9 protein-coding genes are annotated in these 20,095 nt (G+C 51.5%); 2 read left to right on the forward strand and 7 right to left on the reverse strand.

Annotation, left to right across the window (positions count from 1 at the left end; translation table 11 throughout):
- The first annotated feature begins 270 nt into the window (after positions 1–270).
- Entirely contained in the window at positions 271–2,370 is a 2,100-nt protein-coding gene (locus K0H80_RS04650) for an EAL domain-containing protein (RefSeq protein ID WP_220073266.1), read from the forward strand.
- A 73-nt stretch (positions 2,371–2,443) separates the two neighbouring features.
- Here the strand turns inward: K0H80_RS04650 and K0H80_RS04655 are convergent, their stop codons facing one another.
- Positions 2,444–3,982, reverse strand: coding sequence for an MFS transporter (locus tag K0H80_RS04655; RefSeq protein ID WP_220073267.1), 1,539 nt, complete (start codon positions 3,980–3,982; stop codon positions 2,444–2,446).
- Between the two features lie 286 nt (positions 3,983–4,268).
- Entirely contained in the window at positions 4,269–7,238 is a 2,970-nt protein-coding gene (locus tag K0H80_RS04660) for an ImpA family metalloprotease (protein WP_220073268.1), read from the reverse strand.
- A gap of 523 nt (positions 7,239–7,761) precedes the next feature.
- On the opposite strand from K0H80_RS04660, the gene K0H80_RS04665 reads away from it, so the two are divergent.
- Positions 7,762–9,480, forward strand: coding sequence for a methyl-accepting chemotaxis protein (locus K0H80_RS04665; protein WP_220073269.1), 1,719 nt, complete (start codon positions 7,762–7,764; stop codon positions 9,478–9,480).
- A gap of 114 nt (positions 9,481–9,594) precedes the next feature.
- On the opposite strand, the gene K0H80_RS04670 is transcribed toward K0H80_RS04665, so the two are convergent.
- From K0H80_RS04670 to K0H80_RS04690, 5 genes are all read right to left on the reverse strand, one after another.
- Positions 9,595–12,474, reverse strand: coding sequence for a valine--tRNA ligase (locus K0H80_RS04670; protein ID WP_220073270.1), 2,880 nt, complete (start codon positions 12,472–12,474; stop codon positions 9,595–9,597).
- Between the two features lie 24 nt (positions 12,475–12,498).
- Positions 12,499–12,960: a DNA polymerase III subunit chi gene (locus tag K0H80_RS04675; protein ID WP_220073271.1), complete on the reverse strand. Its 462-nt coding sequence runs from the start codon at positions 12,958–12,960 to the stop codon at positions 12,499–12,501.
- A gap of 864 nt (positions 12,961–13,824) precedes the next feature.
- Positions 13,825–14,076: a hypothetical protein gene (locus K0H80_RS04680; protein ID WP_220073272.1), complete on the reverse strand. Its 252-nt coding sequence runs from the start codon at positions 14,074–14,076 to the stop codon at positions 13,825–13,827.
- Positions 14,077–14,133: 57 nt separating this feature from the next.
- Positions 14,134–15,486 carry an OmpA family protein gene (locus K0H80_RS04685; protein ID WP_220073273.1) on the reverse strand — a complete coding sequence of 451 codons (1,353 nt, stop codon included), beginning with the start codon at positions 15,484–15,486 and terminating at the stop codon, positions 14,134–14,136.
- Positions 15,487–16,792: 1,306 nt separating this feature from the next.
- A complete protein-coding gene (locus K0H80_RS04690) occupies positions 16,793–19,858 on the reverse strand; it encodes a putative Ig domain-containing protein (protein ID WP_220073274.1) in 3,066 nt (1,021 codons plus the stop codon).
- Positions 19,859–20,095 lie beyond the last annotated feature (237 nt).

Raw genomic sequence — 20,095 nt, forward strand, 5'->3', positions numbered from 1 at the left:
AATAATAATTCTCGCTAATTGGGCATACCCCTGCTAAATGCCCAATGAGATAGCAGTAATCTTGGGGAACCTGATTTAGGTTCCCCTTTTTTATGCCCGGCTTTTGCTGTCATGTTTTGTATCCGTTTTGTATTCGTTTTGTGTTGGCTTTCTCAGTCGACCGGGCTGGACTGTCTATTTTCAGTCTCTTGGTATATGCGGCATCTTGGTCTATTCAGCATCTTGGACTAACTTAAATAGAGTCCATCAGCAGATCTCGGGGGCCGTAATTTGGCGGTCAAAGATACCTCTTCCAGCCTGTTCCTCATTGCGATAAAAGAGTCTTTTATTGCCCTCTTGCCCTTTATCTTCGTCAACTCGCTGTTGGCACTGATCGTCGCCCTGGTGGATGTGTGGCAGCCCAGCTGGCAGGGCAGTGCCGCCTACGCCTGGCTGAGTCAGTTTGGCCGTCTCCTGTTTAGTTTCTTTCCCTTGATGGCACTGCTCTCCTTGTCATTTCATTTTGCCAAGTATCTCCATGTCTCGGCTGTGGTGGTGGCGTCACTCTCCATCGGCAGTCAGATTGCCCTGCATATCCATGGCAGCGAGGCAATCGACCTCAGCAACGGCTTCGACTTTCTGTTTGGCGATGCTAGGGCGATTATCACGCCGATTCTGGTTGCCTACCTGCTGCAACGCCTCATGGTGATTAAGGCGCTGAACTTACTGCAAAGCACCAGCCTGAGCAGCTATCTTAAGCTGCACCTCAACCTGTTTATTCCCTTGATCCTCTGTTTCGTGCTGGTGACCACCGGCATCTACTGGGTGGGGGAGCTGTTGGGCATGGTGCTGAGTCCGCTGGTAGATTCCCTTGCCGCCAGCAGCACACTGTTTCAGCTGTTTGTCAGGGTGTTGGCCACCCATGTGCTTTGGTGCTTCGGCGTCCATGGGGATATCGCCTACATGTTGGTGCTTGGGGTCGACAATGGATTGCAGCAGGTTGCGCCGAATCTGACGCTGTCCCAGTTTACCGACCTCTTCGTGTTGCTCGGCGGTAGCGGCGCCACTCACTCGCTGTTGATCGCCCTGTTTATCGCCTCGAAAGATAAGAACGCCGTCAATGTGGCCAAGTTGGCCTTGCCCTTCGCCCTGTTTAATATCAACGAGATCCTCATCTACGGCCTGCCAATCATCTTTAATCCTAGGCTGATGCTGCCCTTCGTGTTGGTGCCCCTGTTTAATACCCTGATAGGCACCCTGTTGATCGTCAGCGGCTGGGTGAGCTTCGCCGGTAACGACTTTGCCTGGATCACCCCCATCTTTCTCAATGGCTATGTGGCGGGCGGCACCCTGGCACTGCCCCTGGTGCAGCTCTTGTTGGTGTGCGCCGGGGTCTTTATCTATCTGCCTTTCGTGCGCCGCTATAGCCTGCTGGTAGGCAATAAGGGATTCGAGCGGGACCTTATCAAGCGGGTGCAGCTGCAGCAGGATATCGAGAAGATCAGCGAGCGAAACTATGCCCGTCAGCAGTCCGAGGATCTCGCTGCCAACCTTAACCTGGAGAAGACCATCAAGGCGGTGCTCAACGGTGAATTGCTGCTCTACTACCAACCTAAGATCAGCCTGAGTGACAGGCGGGTCGTCGGCTATGAGGCGCTGCTGAGGCTGAGAAACGAGCGTGGTCAGGTGGAGGGCCCCTATTTTATTCCCGCCTTCGATCAGGCCGGCTACTCTAACCTGATCGACAGCTTCGTCATCAGGCGCCTGCGGGATGACCTGCAGGCCTGGGCCAAGCAAGGCTTCTACCCCAGAGTCAGCATCAACCTCAATCCCAACAGTGTCCTGAGTCAGGATGTGCAGTCTATGCTGATCGAGCTGCTTGGCGACATGGCGGACAGAGTCGATATCGAGGTGCTCGAGTCTATGTTTGTGGCGGACCTCAATGCCGTCGAGGCCAGCATGGCTCACCTGCGCCAATATGGATTCTCCTTTGTGCTAGATGACTTCGGCACGGGATTTTCCAGCATCAGCCTGCTGAGCAAGATCACCATAGATGGGGTCAAGCTGGACAGGTCGATATTGGAAAATACCGGGCATCACAAGGGGCAGGTGCTCTATCGTCATACCTGCATGTTGTGTCGCAGCCTGGGCTTTAATCTGGTGGCCGAGGGGGTGGAGACCAAGGCCGAGGAGGCCTTTGTCGCCTCAGCCGGGGTCTCGACGGTACAGGGCTGGCTGTATGCCAAGGCGATGCCGGCCGCCGAGGCCAAGCGCTACGCCCTGTTGCAGGAGAGTTTCAGCGAGCAGGCTGCTGATTCAAGGGGAGAGTCGAAGGCTGAGTTAAAGACAGAGTTAAAGGCAGATTTAAAGGCCGAACCAAAGATTGAATAAAAGATTGAATAAAAGACTGAGCCTGACGCCGAGCGGGCAACAAAAAAAGGGAGCCTTAGGCTCCCTCTCTTTATCAGGCGCGGGCGCGCTGCAATGTCAGCAACCACTTGCCGTAGATGAAGATCCCCACGGCCGAGATGGTGCCTATGGCAGCGATGATATACCAGGCCATGCCTATGTTGTGGCTGTTATAGAGCAGGGTCGTCAATGACTGCGCCGACTCACCCGTGTGGCTCACCAGGGTAGTAAAGGCTTCACCCTGAGGAATGGCGGCGATATCGCTGGCGCTCATGCCGCGATCGAGCAGCAGCTCGCGAGAGAAGATCTCTTTCGAGGCGTACATCTCATACAGCTTAGGACCGAAGTAGCCTTCGAGTCCCCAGCCTATCCCTTGTGGCAGCATCACGAAGCCCAGGTACATGGCCTTCTTACCCTTAGGGGCGATGTTACCCATAAATTCGTTCTTCTTGGGGCTGATCATCATCTCGCCGAAGGAGAACATGGCAATCGCCAGCACTATCATCCAGGCGGCGTTGGTGGCGCCGATAAGCACGAAGGCGATGATACTCAGCAGACAGCCCGCCAGCATGGCGGTGGTGATACGGTATTTGGCGGTAAGCGCGGCAACTAGGAAGCAGCTGGTCATGATCATGCCGGCATTGAGGTTTAGCATCCCCTCTGGCATCACCTTAGTGCCCGAGTTATCCAGGCCGAGCCAGAACTGCAAGATGCCGTTTGAGGTGCCCTCACTGCCAAACAGGCTAGTGACGATCACGCTGGTATCGACCCACTCGGCGATATGAATCGGCAAGACGTCGAACAGAGAGTTAAACAGGAACCAGAAACCGGCGAACACCAGCATGTAGTAGATCACCACAGGCTTCTTCAGCTCGTGCAGGGCATCTTTCCATAGGGCCTCTTGGGTGATCTCACCACTCTTGATCTTGCGGTTGCGCTCGATGCGCTCCTCCTTTCCCGGCTCCTTGTAGGCGAGCAGGAAGAGGAAGTTGAGTGAGATGATGGCGGCGCAGGCGTAGAAGACGTTGTCCCAGGAGAGCTGGCGCATATGCACGGCCACCAGAGGACCGAGGAAGCCGCCTATGTTGACCACCTGATAGAAGATCCCCCAGGCCATAGAGGTGTTTTGTCGGCCGGTGGAGAGTACCAAGGTGCCCTGAATGCCAGGCTTGAAGATACCCGTGCCGCCTGCCAGCAGTATGGCGCCGAAGAGGAAGCCCCAGAAGTTAGGGAAGAAGGCCATCACCAGGTAGCCGGAGATCTTGATCAGTGTCGAGGCGAAGATGGTTTCCTTGTAACCGACACGATCAGAGATGCCGCCGGTAAACACAGGAATAAAGGTCTGCATCAGGGCCCACACCGAGATGATGACACCATAGTCGTGTAGGCTGATCCCCAGGCCGCCCTGAGAGACGGGCGCCTTGGCGTAGAGGCCGGCACTGGCTTTCACGCCATAATAGGCGATACGTTCGACCAGCTCCATGCCGCCGACGATCCAGAAAATATAACTTAGGCTAGCAATGGAGGCCCACATTCCCAGCTGCTTAACTTCACGCAGATCATTATCTGCGTAAGCATCATTGGCGTCGCTCATACCCTTCCTTAATTTATCTTTTTTGTTGTGCTGCTTGGCTGCAACATCTCGTGTTGGTTTGTGATAAACACTCGCTATTGGGGTGATAGCTCGTCATTTGCCAGCACACTTTACCTAAAAATGACCTTAAAGACCAAAATCATTCACTGTGGGTCACACTGGTGTGAACAGCTGGTAAAAAAAGGCGAGCACTCCGGCTCGCCAAAAAGGGTGTGACAACTATGGATTTAGTTCAGGGTTAGGCTTTAGTGGTTCGGCTTCTGTGGTTATGTTTCGATTAACAAGGCTAGAGAGGCCAGGCCTGCTCGCCATCGACGGCAACCGCTTGCAGATCCAGGCCATAACAGTAATCTCCAGGGGCGTAGACATAGATGTTCTTTGGCACCGCTGGGTAGGCGAAGCTGGCGACCTGGGCCTTGGCGGCATCCGAGGTGGCCAGTCCCCACATCTGATAAAAGTCGCGATAGTCGAGCCCGGTAGAGAAGCTCATGGCGATCATCAGAAAGTCGTTGTTGCTTAGCGCCTTGGCCGATGCAAGGTCGAAACTGCCAAAGCCCAGTTGGTCGCGCTTGGCCAGCCAGCTGGCCTCGTCGGCCTGGGCGCGCTCGAATTCGCGCAGCAATATGTGTAGCCTCGCCAGCAGATGCCAGCCGTTTTGCAGCGCGCCCTGTTTCTGAGCAGCAATCATGGTCTGTAGCATGGTGGCCATGCCGCTCGACCAGCTGGTGAGCTTAGCCGCCTGCACATAGGCGAAGGGATCGGCCTGGCGCTGACTGGCCTGCAGCACATCGAACTCATCCTGAATCGACAGCCCCTGGCACTCGGGCAGCTTGCCGGTTTCCTGATAGGCGCGGGACTTAGTGTAATAGGAGTAAGGGTTGGTGGAGGCGTGGCCCTCGTGACCGTCGAATCTCAGGCGTCCCCGCTCCAGGCCGTGGCCCAGCTCATGGATGTCGCCATGGCCGGTTGGGCTGAATGACCAGGAGGCGTCGTAAGGGTTGCCCGAGCAGCCAGAACCACAGGTGGGTTGGTCGGCGTTCATATGTTTGACCATGTCGAGTTGATCCAGCTGCCAGCCCTTACTGGCGGCAAAGTTGGTTATCTCATCGACGCTGTCTATCCCCGGCCCCTTAAAGCCTGCCAGCAGGTGCGGGTAGTTGTGGACAAAGGTGCTGATGGCCTCACTCATCTTCTGCGGCGTGTCCCATCTGGGCTCATGGCTCATGGTCTCTTGCATCTTATTGAGCCGCGAGTGCACCTCGAAGTGCTCGGTCGCCAGCTCGGCCCAGTCGTAGTCGCCCTTGGCGAGTCCCTGAATGAAGGCCTGATCGTCCTTGTCACTGCGCCAGAAGGGGTGCAGCCCCACATGGCTAAAGGTAAATTCAACCGGCAGGTCGTTGGCGTTAAATCTTATCTGCACCGGGCCGCCATAGGGGGACGTGAGTGTGATAGTTTCCCCCGGTTTTATCGCTATGGCTGGCGATTGCAGATACTTGGGGCGGTTATAGCCCTTGCTGGCATATTCCTGGGTAGAGCCAGAACGCTGGGTATTGATGAAGACCTTGGTCTCTACCTGGCTGTTGTCGGTGCGTGTCACGCTAAAGGTCTGTCCCGGCAGGGCGTAGACGCCTGCGGCGCGAAACGGCGCCTTGCTGCTTAGCGTGACTGTCTTGTCCACCGGCGTCACATGGGAAAAGTCGGTGCGGCTGAAGTTACCCAGATCCGCAGGCACAGGGTTGATGCTACGGCTGTTGTATACGCTGCTGTCGGCAAAGAGCGCCTTAAGGTAGCTCATTGGCGCCGTGGTGCTGACATCCATGGGGTAGTCAATCTCGCTGCGGTAACGATCGCCAAGCAAGATCAGGTACTTGTATAGCTGGTACTCTTGGCTGTCGAAGATGGCCGTCTTCTCCGTGTCCAGGCGATTGATGCTGCTGCGAATATGCGCCAGGGCGCTGCGGTACTCTTCGCTAAATTGGCTGTCGCAGGTGTCTGCGCAGTTGGCCAGGTTAAAGCTTGGCTTTTCACTCTGCAGCAGCTCGAGCCAGAGGGCTTCCTGGCTCAGCGCAGGATTAGCCGCCTGCATGGCGAGATAGTCGCTCCAATCCGCCTTGTCTGGGCTGAAGTAGTTGCCCGGACCGCCTGGGCCCTGCATGGCAAAGCCCATGGCGCCCAGCACTGTTTGAGTCAGCGGCACGCTATTCCAGGCGTGCATGTGCAGATAAAGCAGCGGGATCTTGGCCTGCTGTAGCGCATCGAGTCTTGCCGCCACCTCGGCTTCATCGAACGCCTCGATGGAACCTGTGATCACCAGCTCGGCCTCGCCCAGGCAGCTTCCCAGCTCGCTGGCGACATCGCAGCGGCTCACCTGCCAGTTGGGGTAGTGACTGGTGAGCCAGTCGGTCACCCGGCTCTTGCTCCAGTCGCTGATGAGGAACAGGCGCACCTGCTTGGTCGCCGCCAGGTTTGCTTGCGCCTCACCCGTCAGCCAGGAGAGTAGACGCATCATGCTAGGCTCGAAGCCCAGGTTGTTGCCGCCCTGCATGCTAGAGATGATATCTGTGCCGAAGGCGGCGTTGCGCTGACCACTTAGGTCGCTCGCCGCGGCAAACAGGCGCCCCTGATTGCCCCTAACCAGCTCAAAACTCTGCTTGAGGGGGAAGCCCTTGCTGGCTAGCGGCATCTGGATCATCTGCGAGTGTTGACCCGAATCGTAGCTGACTCTGTCCGCCTGGTAGATGGTGTTTAAGAAGCTCTTCTGGGCGCCGCGATAGTCTTGAATGAGCTTGAGGCCACGGGCGATCACCTTAGGCTCAAGGCCCTCGATGAGGCTGGCATCGCCACTCTGGCTGGCGGCGCTTATCTTGTCCTTGAGCTTGAGGGTGAGGCTATCCTCACTGCTTAGGCCGGCAGCGTCCGTGACCTTGAGGGAGAGGACAATATCTTCATCTTGCAGCAGCTCACTGGCGTCCAGGGTGAGGGTGTCGCTGCTTAGCCCGCCGAGTTTGACGCTCGGCCCACTGGTCTGCTGCCACTGATAGCTAGCCGTGCCCGGATTAAACAGGGTTACGCTCGCCTTGAGGGAGAGGGTTTCATGATTCCAGGTTTGTTGATCCGGGCCGAGCTCGACACTCGGGGCCTGGGCCAAGGGGGGCGTGACTGCGCCGCCGTTACCCGCATCCGTGTTGCTATCCTCTGAACCGCCGCAGGCCGTCAGCCCTAGGGCGACACAGGCGGGGAGTATCCATGGTTTCATTGTTACACCTCATTTTCAATTTGCGACATTCTGATAGCAAACGTCGCCGAAATCAAATGGTAATGAAAAATTATTCAATAAAAACAATGGTTAAGTCGGTATTTTGACGTCTGCGTTTTTTTGACGCCAAGACGATAAAAGCGCAAGCGAGGCGAACGTTATATCAAGCGAGCAGCTAAAGCTATACCCGTTTCCTGCCATCGTTTTCTAATTATCCCCTGCGGCATAAGTAAGGCATAAGTGGGGCGAAAGTCAGACGTAAGTGTGCAGATTGGCCAAAAAGATGGGGCAAATGTGATCTACCACTAATTAGGTAAAGGTATCTGCTGGCACTCTGCGGCAATAAGGGTTATTAGTTTAAGTATTATTAAGTTAACAATCTTTGCCTGATTCATCCGGCGTAAGTCTGGGGTTCAATTTTGGGTGGCCTGAAATGGAGCCTGTGAATTTAGGTGCCATGGCTTTAGCTGTCGTGATGCCGCCTGGCCTAGGTGCAATGAATTGGCAATAAAAGGAAGCGATTATGTCTGAACACAAACGCCAGGAGGCACATGAGATGACGGCAGCGTCCACCCAGGGATCAGGCTTGATGGAGCGGATCAAGTCGGTAAGATTTCAATTAAAACTCAATATCTTCTTAATCATCTTCGCTTTTATCTTCCTCGGCTATAAGGGGATCACCGGCATGTTGGATGCGGGATATGCCATAGGGGATCTCTACGGTCAGGGGATGCAGCACAGCATCCGGGCGGGTAAGGTGCTCAACGAGCTGGAGAAGGCCCGCAGCGGATTGCTGCTCGGCTTTCAGCATGATCCCGCCAATGCCTTTGCCGACATGCACAACCACCCCCTGAGCTTCCATATCGATGCCAGCCGCGCCTCGATTAAGACGCTGCACGACATCATAGATAATCAGATCTTGGCATCGGATCTTGCCGATGATGAGCGCGCCCAGGTTAATCGCCTGGTGTCGCTTTTGGACAAGGTGACCCAGGAGGGCTTTAACCCAGCCATCCAGGCCTTGAGTCAGGGGGAATACAAACGCTCCAATCAGTTGCTGCTCGAGAAGATTAACCCCCTGTTTAAGGATATCACCGACCAGGCTCAGGCCTTCCTGGATATGCAGATCGCCGAGGCTAAGACTAGCTATCAGGCCTCACAGGAGACCGTTTCCCTCTACATCTGGCTGGTGGCCATCTTCTCTGGCGTCGCCATGCTTGCCATCAGTGTCAGCTCGGTATTTATCATTCGCCGGGTGAGCCTGTCTGTGGTGCAGCTGGAAGAGACGGCGGTGGATATTGCCGCCGGCGATCTCACTAAGCGTATTCGCCTCGGCGGCCACGATGAATTTGCCCATATCGCCGAGCATGTGAATCGCATCGCAAGCGATTTCCAGCAGGCGGTGACCAACACCCACGCCTCGACCTCACGTCTGGCCAGCGCGGCGGAAGAGAATGCCGTGGTATCGACTCAGACCCAGCGCAACGTGCTGGATCAACAGCAGCAGACTCAGCTGATCGCTACCGCTATCCACGAGTTTACCGTCACTGTGCGTGAGGTGGCTCAGAGCGCTGCCTCGGCCGCTACCGCCTCCCAGGATGCCAACGGCGCCGCTCACGGTGCCCAGGGCGTGGTGGATGAGAGTATCGCCGTTATCGAGGCGCTGGCCCAGGAGCTGAGTCGGGCCAGCGAGGCGATGACACTGCTAGCCCAGCATTCCAATGAAATAGGCACTGTGGTGGATGTCATTCAAGCGATCTCCGAGCAGACCAACCTGCTGGCGCTCAACGCGGCGATCGAGGCGGCGAGGGCGGGCGAGCAGGGCCGGGGCTTTGCCGTGGTGGCCGACGAGGTGCGCTCTCTGGCGAAACGTACCCAGGACTCTACCGAGGAGATCCAGAAGATGATCCAGCGCCTGCAACAGGGGGCGCGGGACTCGATGCAGATGATGCAGAGCGGCACAGAGCAGGTGAAACTCAGCGTGGATAAATCGCTTATGGTGCGCGATGCCCTGCAGCAGATCTTAAATAGCATTGAGGAGATCAACGCCCTCAACGCCCAGATAGCCACAGCCTCGGAGGAGCAGAGCTCGGTTACCGAGGAGATCAACATCAATATCACCAACATCAGCGAGATCTCGGATCAGACCGCAGAGGGCGCCAGACAGAGCAGCGATGCCACCGAGGATCTGGCCAGGCTGGCAGAATCCATGGAGGCGGATATCGCCCACTATAAGGTGTAGCTGAGGTAACTATTTGCCAGAGGTAGGTGTTTGAGGCGTTAAACGGCCCGGAAGAAAATCGCGGGTAAGAAAAAAGGCAGTCAACTGACTGCCTTTTTAGTATCTCAAACCGGATTAGCCTTCCAGCTTAGCCAGCTCGGCTTTCTGCTCGCCTAGCTTGTCCATATCCCGTTGGAACTCAGCTAGCTTGGCGCGCTCCTTCTCGATAACCGCTTCCGGCGCCTTGGCCACGAAGCCCTGGTTATTGAGCTTGCCTTCGATACGCTTAGCTTCACCAACTAGCTTTTCAAGCTGCTTGTCGATACGCGCCATCTCGGCGGCCACATCGATAAGGCCTGCCATAGGGATCAACAGCTCCATCTCGCCAACCAGTTGAGTGGTCGACATAGGCGCGGTGTCACCGTCGGCCAGAATCGTCATCGATTCTAGCTTGGCCAGGGTGGCGAAGAAGGTCTGGTTCGCTTCTACGCGGGCCTTGTCTTGCGCGCTGACGCTGCGCAGCAGGGCATTTAGCGGCTTGCTTGGGGCGATATTCAGCTCGGCGCGGATGTTACGCACGGCAACGATCACCTGCTTGACCCACTCCAGATCTGCCATGGCGGCTTCATCTACCTTGTCCGCCTGATATACAGGGAATTCGGCCAGCATCAGGGTGTCACCCTCGACGCCTGCCAGCGGCTTAACGCGCTGCCAGATGGTCTCTGTCAGGTATGGCATCATAGGATGCAGCAGACGTTGCATGGCTTCCAGTACCGTCACTAGGGTGTGACGGGTACCGCGCTGCTCGGCCTCGGTGCCGTTTTGCAGTACCGGCTTGGTCAGCTCCAGGTACCAGTCACAGAACTGGTTCCAAGTGAACTCGTACAGCGTATTGGCCGCCAGGTCGAAACGGTAGTTTTCCATGTGCTCGTCATAGGCCTTAACCGTCTGGTTAAACAGGCCGACGATCCAGCGATCCGCCAGTGACAGCTGCATTTCGCCGTCAGCTTTTCCGTTTGGAGATTGCGGGCCACAATCTTGCTCTTCTGTGTTCATCAACACATAGCGCGAGGCGTTCCAGATCTTGTTACAGAAGCTGCGGTAACCGTCCAGACGCTTCATGTCCCAGTTGATGTCACGGCCGGTAGAGGCCATGGCTGCCAGGGTGAAACGCAGGGCGTCGGTGCCGTGGGCCTCGATGCCATCGGCAAACTCTTTACGGGTGCTCTTCTCGATCTTAGCGGCCAGCTGTGGCTGCATCATGTTGCCGGTGCGCTTCTCGACTAAGGCTTCGAGATCGATACCGTCGATCATATCCAGCGGATCCAGTACGTTACCCTTAGACTTGGACATCTTGTTGCCCTGTTCGTCACGGATAAGGCCGGTCACATACACCGTCTTAAACGGCACCTGTGGCTTGCCATCTTCATCCTTGATGAAGTGCATGGTCATCATGATCATGCGCGCCACCCAGAAGAAGATGATATCAAAACCTGTCACCAACACATCGGTTGGGTGGAAGGTCTTAAGCGCCTCGGTATCGTCTGGCCAGCCTAGGGTTGAGAAGGTCCACAGCGCCGAGCTGAACCAGGTATCCAGTACGTCTGGGTCTTGGCGCAGCACGACAGAATCATCCAGGTTATGCTTGGCGCGTACTTCGGCCTCGTCGCGGCCGACATACACCTTACCGGCTTCGTCGTACCATGCCGGGATACGGTGACCCCACCACAGCTGACGCGAGATACACCAGTCTTGAATGTCACGCATCCAAGAGAAGTACATGTTTTCATACTGCTGCGGCACAAACTTGATGTCGCCATTTTCAACCGCTTCGATGGCGGTCTTGGCCATAGGGGCCACGGCCACATACCACTGGTCTGTCAGTAGCGGCTCGATCACCACGCCAGAGCGGTCGCCGTAAGGCACCTTGAGGGCGTGTGGGTCAATCTTGCCCAGTAGGCCGAGTGACTCGAACTCTTCGACGATGGCGGTGCGCGCCTTGAAACGATCCATGCCGGCGAAGCGCTCTGGTAGGCTGCCGTCTAGCTCGTCGTTGGCGGTGCCGTCTGAGTTGACGACTTCTGCCTGGCTACGGATGGCCGCGTCTATGGTCAGAATGTTGAACATAGGCAGGTTGTGACGCTTACCCACCTCATAGTCGTTGAAGTCGTGGGCCGGGGTGATCTTCACACAGCCGGTACCGAACTCCTTGTCCACATAGTCGTCGGCGACGATAGGGATGCGACGGTTAACGATAGGCAGCAGGATGAACTTGCCGATCAGCGACTGATAGCGCTCGTCGTCTGGGTGTACCGCAACCGCGCTGTCGCCCAGCATGGTTTCTGGACGCGTGGTAGCCACTTCAAGGTAGTCTTTACCGTCGGCTGTAAGCGCGCCGTCGGCCAGCGGGTAGCGGAAGTGCCACATGCTGCCCTGTTTCTCTTTGTTCTCGACTTCGAGATCTGAAATCGCTGTGTGTAGCTTAGGATCCCAGTTAACCAGGCGCTTACCACGGTAGATGAGGTCGTCGTTGTACAGGCGCACAAACACCTCTTGTACCGCGGCCGACATGCCTTCATCCATGGTGAAGCGTTCACGATCCCAATCGACCGAGGCGCCCAGGCGGCGTAGCTGCTTGGTGATGGTGCCACCAGACTGATTTTTCCAGTCCCAGATACGGTCGATAAAGGTCTCACGGCCCAGGTCGTGACGGCTCTTGCCCTCTTCGGCCTCTACCTTGCGCTCTACCAACATCTGGGTGGCGATACCCGCGTGGTCGGTACCTACCTGCCACAGGGTGTTCTTACCCTTCATGCGCTGGTAACGGATCAGGGTATCCATGATGGTGTCTTGGAAGGCATGACCCATGTGCAGGCTACCGGTCACGTTTGGCGGCGGGATCATGATGCAGTAATTGCCGTTCGACTCATCGCCGTGGGGCTTAAAGTATCCTTTCTCTTCCCAGTTCTGGTACAGAGCCTGTTCGATTGACTGTGGGTTGTATGTCTTTTCCATAGGAGCGTGTGCTTCTCAAACTAATTAATTTGGTTGTTGGGTCGTCAGGGAGATCCCTAACTCGCGATACTGGCGATAACGATCGCGCGCGGTCGCTTTCATGGCAGCATCGTTGGCAACGAAGTCGATAATCTGGCCAAAGTTTACCGCAAATTGCGGCGCTTGGTCTGCAAGATTAATCAGAAGGTGACGATTTTTATTTGGGCCCAGTTTATCGAAGCCTATCTCCACCGGCGCGCCACCCGTCGGCCCTTCGCCCTTGAGGTTATGGGGCACAAATGCGCTGGGTTCAAATTGCCATAAAATTTCGTCAACTTCATAGGCCTGCTGCTGGTCATTGCAGTGGATATACACCAGCTGTTGACCACGATACGCCTGCTCGGCGAGTCGGCAGGCGAAAAGATAGACACTCTCTTGCTCCGCCTTGGCAACATTGGTTGCGGCAGAACTGGCTTGTGGCATCAAGTAAAACAAGGCGTTAGGCATTATTTGGCTCTATGTCGCTCGTGTCTGGCTAGGCGTTGACGAAAGAGAGGATTTTACACTAAAAGTGAGTTGTTAAACCAGAGGGGGAGGGGATTTGTCGAATAACAAATTGGGTAATATTTTTGTTGCTTGCAGCGTTTGGCTGCATTGGCATTTATTGGGTTTGTTTGAAGGTCGAGCCCTCATTGTTATGAATAGCCTGCGGCTCGCTTATGTGCAGATACGGCTTCGGGACGCTGTGCGCCATCCATGGCCGCTTAACGAAAACATCCCTGTTTTCGATACCCTCAGCCATATCTACACTGGGTTATTATCTCTCTTCGATTTAGCTGTGTTTGAGTACGCTAAGTATTTGAGGTGAGGTTGGTAGGCCAATGCTTCATAGTTTTGAATGGCTTGGCAGTAGGTGCAGTGCATGGATGCGCCAATGTCGCGATTGCAGGGACGCAAAAGAGCGACCCTTTCGTGCAGGTACTGCTGTGACACGGAGAGTGAAGCGCAGCTTCGAGCCAACGAACGAGAGGTATGGATGCCGAACTGGCCCTTAAACAGGGATGTTGTTCAAGTACATTCCCTGTAGGCTCTGCCGTGACATCCCAGTCACGGAAGGTCACAGTCGTACCTACACCGAGTTATCCATCTCTCCGATTTAGCTGCATCTGGTTCCCATAATCCTGTCAAAACTAACACTTCTATGGACAAAGGCCCGTTAGGTTTACTGCTCTCAAATTTGGTTTTCTAATCAAAATTTCTGTGGGATACGCCCTAATAACAGGCCAAATATAATTGGCTAAAATTTGAGGAACGAAAATAGCCAACAGTATTTGTCCTTGTTAATTAGCTTGTTAAATGCCGATTAATGTATCAAGGATGTTCTGAACAACAACCTTCAGAATCTAGAGTACCTTGAGGGTATGTAGGCAAGAGTTTAACATCACATTTGGTATCCCCATCATAGACCTCTATCCAATAATCATAACAACAAGGACACTTTTCACGATTTTCATCAAAAGCATGATGTCCACAAAATACTTCTCCCTCATCCACAATCTCATGCCGATAATCTACAAGAACATATTCAGCTTTATTATTACAACGCGAACACTTAATCATCACACTTCTCCTTACATTAAAAAATCATAAACTTAGAATATTGCCTAGGCATTTAACGCCTCAATAACCGGCAGCGCTTTCGCCGTCCGCGTTACTTGACTTGTTAAGCCTTGTATTTACTTTGATTGAAATGGTTCTTCCTAACTCATTATTAGTAGCAGTAGAGGATGACATGCCCTTTGTTACAACTTTTCTATTTAACCAACCTCCATACTTAATAAGATCTTTACTCTCATACAAGACATTAGAAACTGCAATTGCTCGATTGGTAGAAAGTAAAATGTTGTTTTTATATGCACTAACATCATCTTCCGAGTTTTTCCACACTCTACTTGCGAAACCAACAATTTCAATAGACTCAATGATTTGGTCATTTTTTATTAATATTGGTAATATTTCTTTAAAGGTTTCTGTCAATACAGCATTGAAGCGTTCAGAGACTTTATACTCGCCAATCTCATATAATCCATAAGAGTGGTCGAATGTAAAGACCATAGAGTCGGGGTTAAACCCTACTTTGAGTTCGTCCAACGTTGTTGAATGCAGTGACAATATATCCTTGGATAAGTCAGAGAGCTCTACTTTTTGCGAATCTTTTTTTACAACAATTGACTCGGAAGGTAAGTTAAAAGTTGCGCTTTTACCTCCATCGGATATTTGCAGATAACTAATCTCTCCAACTCCTTGAAATAGTACATTTACATTATCAAGACGGATAAATTTGTCGCCGACAGGAATGATTACATGGCTTTTTGAACTAATTTTATTTATAGCATCAGAAACTATATCTCTATATTTATGGTCAACATAGGCTGTTACTGCTACCTCTCTAATACCCAAATACTTCATTGATGCGCTAACTGAATTCGTAAAAAAACCCTTTATGACTACAAATGGAACAATAAACAGCATTAAGAAGGTAACGACATAGAATAGCTTTCTAGGTGCTTCAGTTTTTTCCTCAAGCAAAGCAGAAAGGATAAAGCCATTCATTAATAAAGCAACACACCAAGAAATAACTGACATTAAGTCTATCTGTTTCCAACTCAACTCTATATCACTAATTAAAAAAGCTATCGAGGTAATTAAAATTAAAAATGAACCAAGAATGTAAATGAAGGAATATCCCTTGAAATCATTAATCTTAGGTAACGGAGCAAAATTCTTTAAAAGTAGGTACAAAGGCGTGTAGAGCGTATAGCCCACTGATGTGAAGAGGAAATTAGCGATAGTACATACGAAGCCAAACACAAGTGTCGACCAAATAAAAAATAGTCCGTCACCAACTTGAATGTTTTTAGGATAAAAGCCGATGCTCGTGCAGTAGATTAATACTATTATCGCCCCTACAGCGATACTAAATTTTGCGACCAGGCTTGAAATGCCATTTGCCAATTCAACTTTTTGTTCCATTTTCTACTTCAGTTCCAATTTGATTACTTAGGGCTTAACAATTTATTAGTGAGACCTTGCAAGGTAGGAGACCAAGCATGTAAATAAATGGGGTCAGAGTAAACTTTTATGGGAGGTGATTGGCGCATGGTGGTTGGCTTTTTCATTCCCTGAATGGCGTGGTCGATGTTTGATTCGAGTTGGCCTAGCTCTGTCCTTGATTGGTAATACTTTAATGTATACGGTTGGTTGTAATCAACATGTTATGTCACATATTTGCCTGTTTTCTCTTGAAAATTAATAGATTTTATCAGGGATGATTCAGTGAAGTTAAATCGAAGAGATATTAGATATCGGGTGTAGATACGCCGATGAGCTTCCGAAACAGGGCCGAAAATGTTCCCGACATTTTTCGGCATTCCCTCCATCCGTGGAGGTCAGATGATTTCGCAGAGCGGCCAGGGCCAAATATGTTCCCTACATATTCTGGCATTTCTTTCATCCTTGGAGGTCAGATGGCGCACAGCGTGTCACAGGCGTATCTGCACATAAGCCCACCGCAGGTGATAGATTGCCATGAAGGTGCGACCTTCAAATCCCCCGCAAATACAAATGTGGCCAAATGCAGCCTCCCAATCGACAACAATGAAGCCAAATCGAAGAGACGTTGGATACCGAGTGTAGATACGCCGGTGAGCTTCCGAAACAGGGATGTTTCGGCAGAGCCTACACGGACGTATTCACGGCGTCTCACAGGTGTATCTGCACATCCCCCGCCGGGCAGGCGTTAGATTGCCATGAAGGTTCGACCTTCAAATTTCCTGTAAATACAAATTTGGCCAAATGTTTCTCACCAATGGGCACCCCATGACGCTAAATCGAAGAGACGTTGGATGCCGGGTGTAGATACGCCGGTGACCTTCGGTTTCAGGGATGAAACCGCAGAGCGGCCAGGGATTTATTCACGGCGTCTCACAGGTGTATCTGCACAGCCCCCGCCGGGCAGGCGTTAGGTAACAATGAAGGTACGACCTTCAAATCCACTTAGCCAACGACCGCGACGTTAACTGCCAACACTCTGTTTTTCGAGCATTAACTACAATGTGCCTCCCTTCCCGAATAGGCAATTCGCCAGATGCTCTCCCTTACCCCACGCAAACTGCTACTTGGCCAAAGTCGCGCCGCTAGGTGCAAACCCCCGCCGCGTGTTGCGGCAAAAAAAATCCCCCGGGGTGGTGGGGGACTTGGGTGCAATTCAATCTAGGCAAAGGGAGCGCCTCTAACCTGATGAGCGTCTTGCCATCGAGCTAAAGGCCAAGGTTAACCATTAATGGAATTTTCTGCGGATGGCCAATGGGAGGAGCAGCAAGACCAGGTATCCCAAGCTACCGCCACCTGAACTCTCTTCTTTGATATCGACAGAGAGGTTGGCGCTAGTGCTCAATCCCATGGTGTCGGTAGCCGTTACCACTACGCTTGATTTACCTGTGACCTTGCTGCTACCGCTGAGTTGGCCTTGTGCACTCAGACTGATACCCGATGGTAGGCCAATGGCAGAGAAGCTAAGGGCATGACCATCTGCATCGGCAAATGCGCTGGCTAAATCGCGAGTGACCGCTTCGCCAGCTTTGAGTGACACCGCACCTAGGCCAGAAGCTGTTGGGGCTGAATTCACCTGGACGGTAGCAGACACAGAGGCCTTGGCACCTAAGGTGTCTGTAACTGTGGCGAGTACCTGATGTTCACCTGCCTGGGTGAGTTGCCCGTAAGCCATGCCGAGGGCATTCACCTCAAGCGCCGAGCCTTCATCCTTTGTAAAGCTGAAGTCTTGGCCCTCTGAATCGCTTACCGCATCGGCGAGGTTAAAGGTGATGTTCTCTCCTGGATTGATCCAATAGGTGTCTATGGCTTCAACGACTGGTGCCCTGTTAGCCAAGAAAGGCAAGCTTATGCTGAGTGTCATGTCATTACTGTCGGTCACCAGGATATCGAGTTCACCCGAGTCATGGCTTGTCGTGTCATAGGTGAGCACGCCCGACTCAGTTAGCTCGGCATCAGAAGGCAGGTTGGCAGAACTAAAGATGAGTTGATCATCATTGTCGGCGTCAAATACAAACTCGCTGATATTACGTTCGACTTTCTCACCTTCATTCGCTAGTAGGGGCAAGAGCGCAGAGGTCAAAACGGGGCTGGTCGCGAGATCTGCACGGATTAGTATGTTGGTGGAGTAATTAATGTTCGCGTTAAAGATCAGGTTTTGTTTTACCGAGTCGCCATAGGCTATCTTGCTGGTATTTAAGCCTGACACACCTAAATCCTCAGCCATGATGCTCTCTAGCTTTTTCCAGGCGCCGCTCTGTCTGTCGATAGCATAGCTGTTCAGACTATTATAATTGGCGTTTACGACGTAATCTTCAGATATGAAGGTTAAGTCATTGGAATAAAGCCCTGAAACAAAAGAGGTCGACATAAATGACAGGCTGAGATCGTCATTGATCTTATAACTCGATACTGCGGAGTCGTTTATAAAATAGATGTTCTTGCCGTTTGTGATGATCACTGCGTCGTTGGGGACCGAACCCGAAAGATCTATGCCATCTCCAAGATCGACGTCCTTGTTAGCAACATCGACATCGACGAAATAGAATTTAGCGTTTTCTCTGTCCCAGACATAGGGTTTTCCGTCGACGAAGCCTATGCTCCTATAGTAGTAATAGGTGTTAAAGAGGGCTGAGTCTAAGGTGTCGATAAAGGTTGGATTATTGTCCGCATCCAGGCTAAAAAATGCATAGCCACCATCTTGTGACAGAAATGCCGCGACTCCACTGCTCGGGTCAAACTGGGCAGAATTGTTGTTACTTTGGTAGTAAAATGGATTTCCCGATACGGTCAGTGGTTTCACCTCTGTCGAAATGACCCCTTTATCATCGACCTTAAGGGCCATAAAGCGGTCATTTTGCGAACTCGGTGTATAGTTAAAATATCTCCCCGCGAGGAGTATGTTATTGCCTTTAACGACGACCCTATCTATGAACGGCGATGCATTAATATCGAAACCCAATTGTTCCCATGTCGTAGAATAGAGTGGGGTTTGAGCGCTTGCGTCGGCGAGCATTGAATAGATGCCTTGTCTATCAATAGCAACAATGATATCGAGTGACTCGATAAAGGCGATTTGGGTTCTTGAATTACCAAATATTGGCATATTTTGTTGACCATCGGCGAGGGTATCTTTTTTGACAAAGTCATAAGCCGTGGAGCTGTTGGCAAAGAGTTCGGCCTTTTCATTCATCATTCTCCAGCCGAGTCCATCTGCGATTGCCAGTTGATTCAAATAGACACTGGTGGTGACTGTGTCTTCCAGTGAAAAAGAGGGTGAAGTACCGTCATTAAAGCGATAAATTTTGGCAAGATTATTACTTTGCTGAACAAATAACTTGCCGTCAATTAACCTGACTGACTTACTGCTTACATAGGTATTGAAAGTATTGTAGGTAGAATCACTGTAGCTGGTCGTTAACGTGTTATTGGTTTCATCTAAGTGGTAGACGTTAATATTACCACTCTCAATGATAAATATATTCTTGGTATTAGGATCGAATTGGATGTAATCAATATTTTGGTAGGTGCCGCTCAGTGGGAGTCGGGCAATTTCGGTTGCCGATCCATTTATTGAGTCGATTTTGAGTGCAATTAATGCCGAGGTCGAGTCATAGGGGCTGCCTTGGCCAAAAATGAGCAAAGTCTGGTTGGCTTCATCATATTCAACTCCTTCCACTCTTGAGGGGAGTTTATCGCTTTTGACCAGTATTAAAGGGCTAAGCTCGCCAGTAACTTTATCTCTCTTCGCAATAGATAGATTTCTTTGATAACTACTCCACATAATGAGATAGTTTCCATCGTCAGAGATCTGGCTCTGGGTGCCATAATCGATAGACTGAGTCCCTATGCTGGTATAGGTAAACTTGGTTTCCCACTCTTTATTTTCAGAATCTAAGGTCATCACCTCGATCTGATAGATATTGTCTTTGCTTTTCTTTAAATACATGAACTTAGCATCAGGACTCAAAGAGATATTGTCGCGGTTGCTATAGTAGTCCTCTTCACCGATGCTCTGCTTACCCATATAGCTTATGGTGTTGTCATTCTTTGCAAAAAAAGTATGCAAGTAATGATCGTCTATGCCTACTGCTAGCTTATTCGATGCATAGAATTGATAAATGTCATGAATATGACCTTCATTAATTATGCCTGTATTTTCAACGGCCAGTGCATGCTGCATATTTTCGGTGATAGCCGCCGTTTGAGCTTCGCTATAGACAACGCCGTAAGATTGAAATGAAGACAGTAGGCCGAGAGCAGCCAACCAACAGAGAGGTTTAGTGGTGATCATATGGGGCAACATCCATTTAAAGTAAAAATTCCTAAAGCACACCCAAAGTCAGTGTGCTATTTATTCGCCGCTTATATTAGCGTTAGCGATTATTTTGAGCATTTCGCTTTATTGAATTAGTTGAGGAAATGAACAGAATAATTGAGCGAGAAAATACAGACTTATAAACAAAAGTGCAACATTTTTAAATAAACTTGTTAACTTTAGTATTAGCTTAATTGTATTCGAAGGTGAGTT

Origin of the sequence: Shewanella aegiceratis (genome assembly GCF_019457495.1) — a bacterium.
In the GTDB taxonomy this organism is placed as follows: domain Bacteria; phylum Pseudomonadota; class Gammaproteobacteria; order Enterobacterales; family Shewanellaceae; genus Shewanella; species Shewanella loihica.

Bases quoted from the DNA above. Each gene is read 5' to 3' on its own strand.
- K0H80_RS04685 (WP_220073273.1), bottom strand. From the start codon at position 15,486: ATGGAACAAAAAGTTGAATTGGCAAATGGCATTTCAAGCCTGGTCGCA.
- K0H80_RS04665 (WP_220073269.1), top strand. From the start codon at position 7,762: ATGTCTGAACACAAACGCCAGGAGGCACATGAGATGACGGCAGCGTCC.
- K0H80_RS04670 (WP_220073270.1), bottom strand. From the start codon at position 12,474: ATGGAAAAGACATACAACCCACAGTCAATCGAACAGGCTCTGTACCAG.
- K0H80_RS04655 (WP_220073267.1), bottom strand. From the start codon at position 3,982: ATGAGCGACGCCAATGATGCTTACGCAGATAATGATCTGCGTGAAGTT.
- K0H80_RS04660 (WP_220073268.1), bottom strand. From the start codon at position 7,238: ATGAAACCATGGATACTCCCCGCCTGTGTCGCCCTAGGGCTGACGGCC.
- K0H80_RS04675 (WP_220073271.1), bottom strand. From the start codon at position 12,960: ATGCCTAACGCCTTGTTTTACTTGATGCCACAAGCCAGTTCTGCCGCA.
- K0H80_RS04690 (WP_220073274.1), bottom strand. From the start codon at position 19,858: ATGATCACCACTAAACCTCTCTGTTGGTTGGCTGCTCTCGGCCTACTG.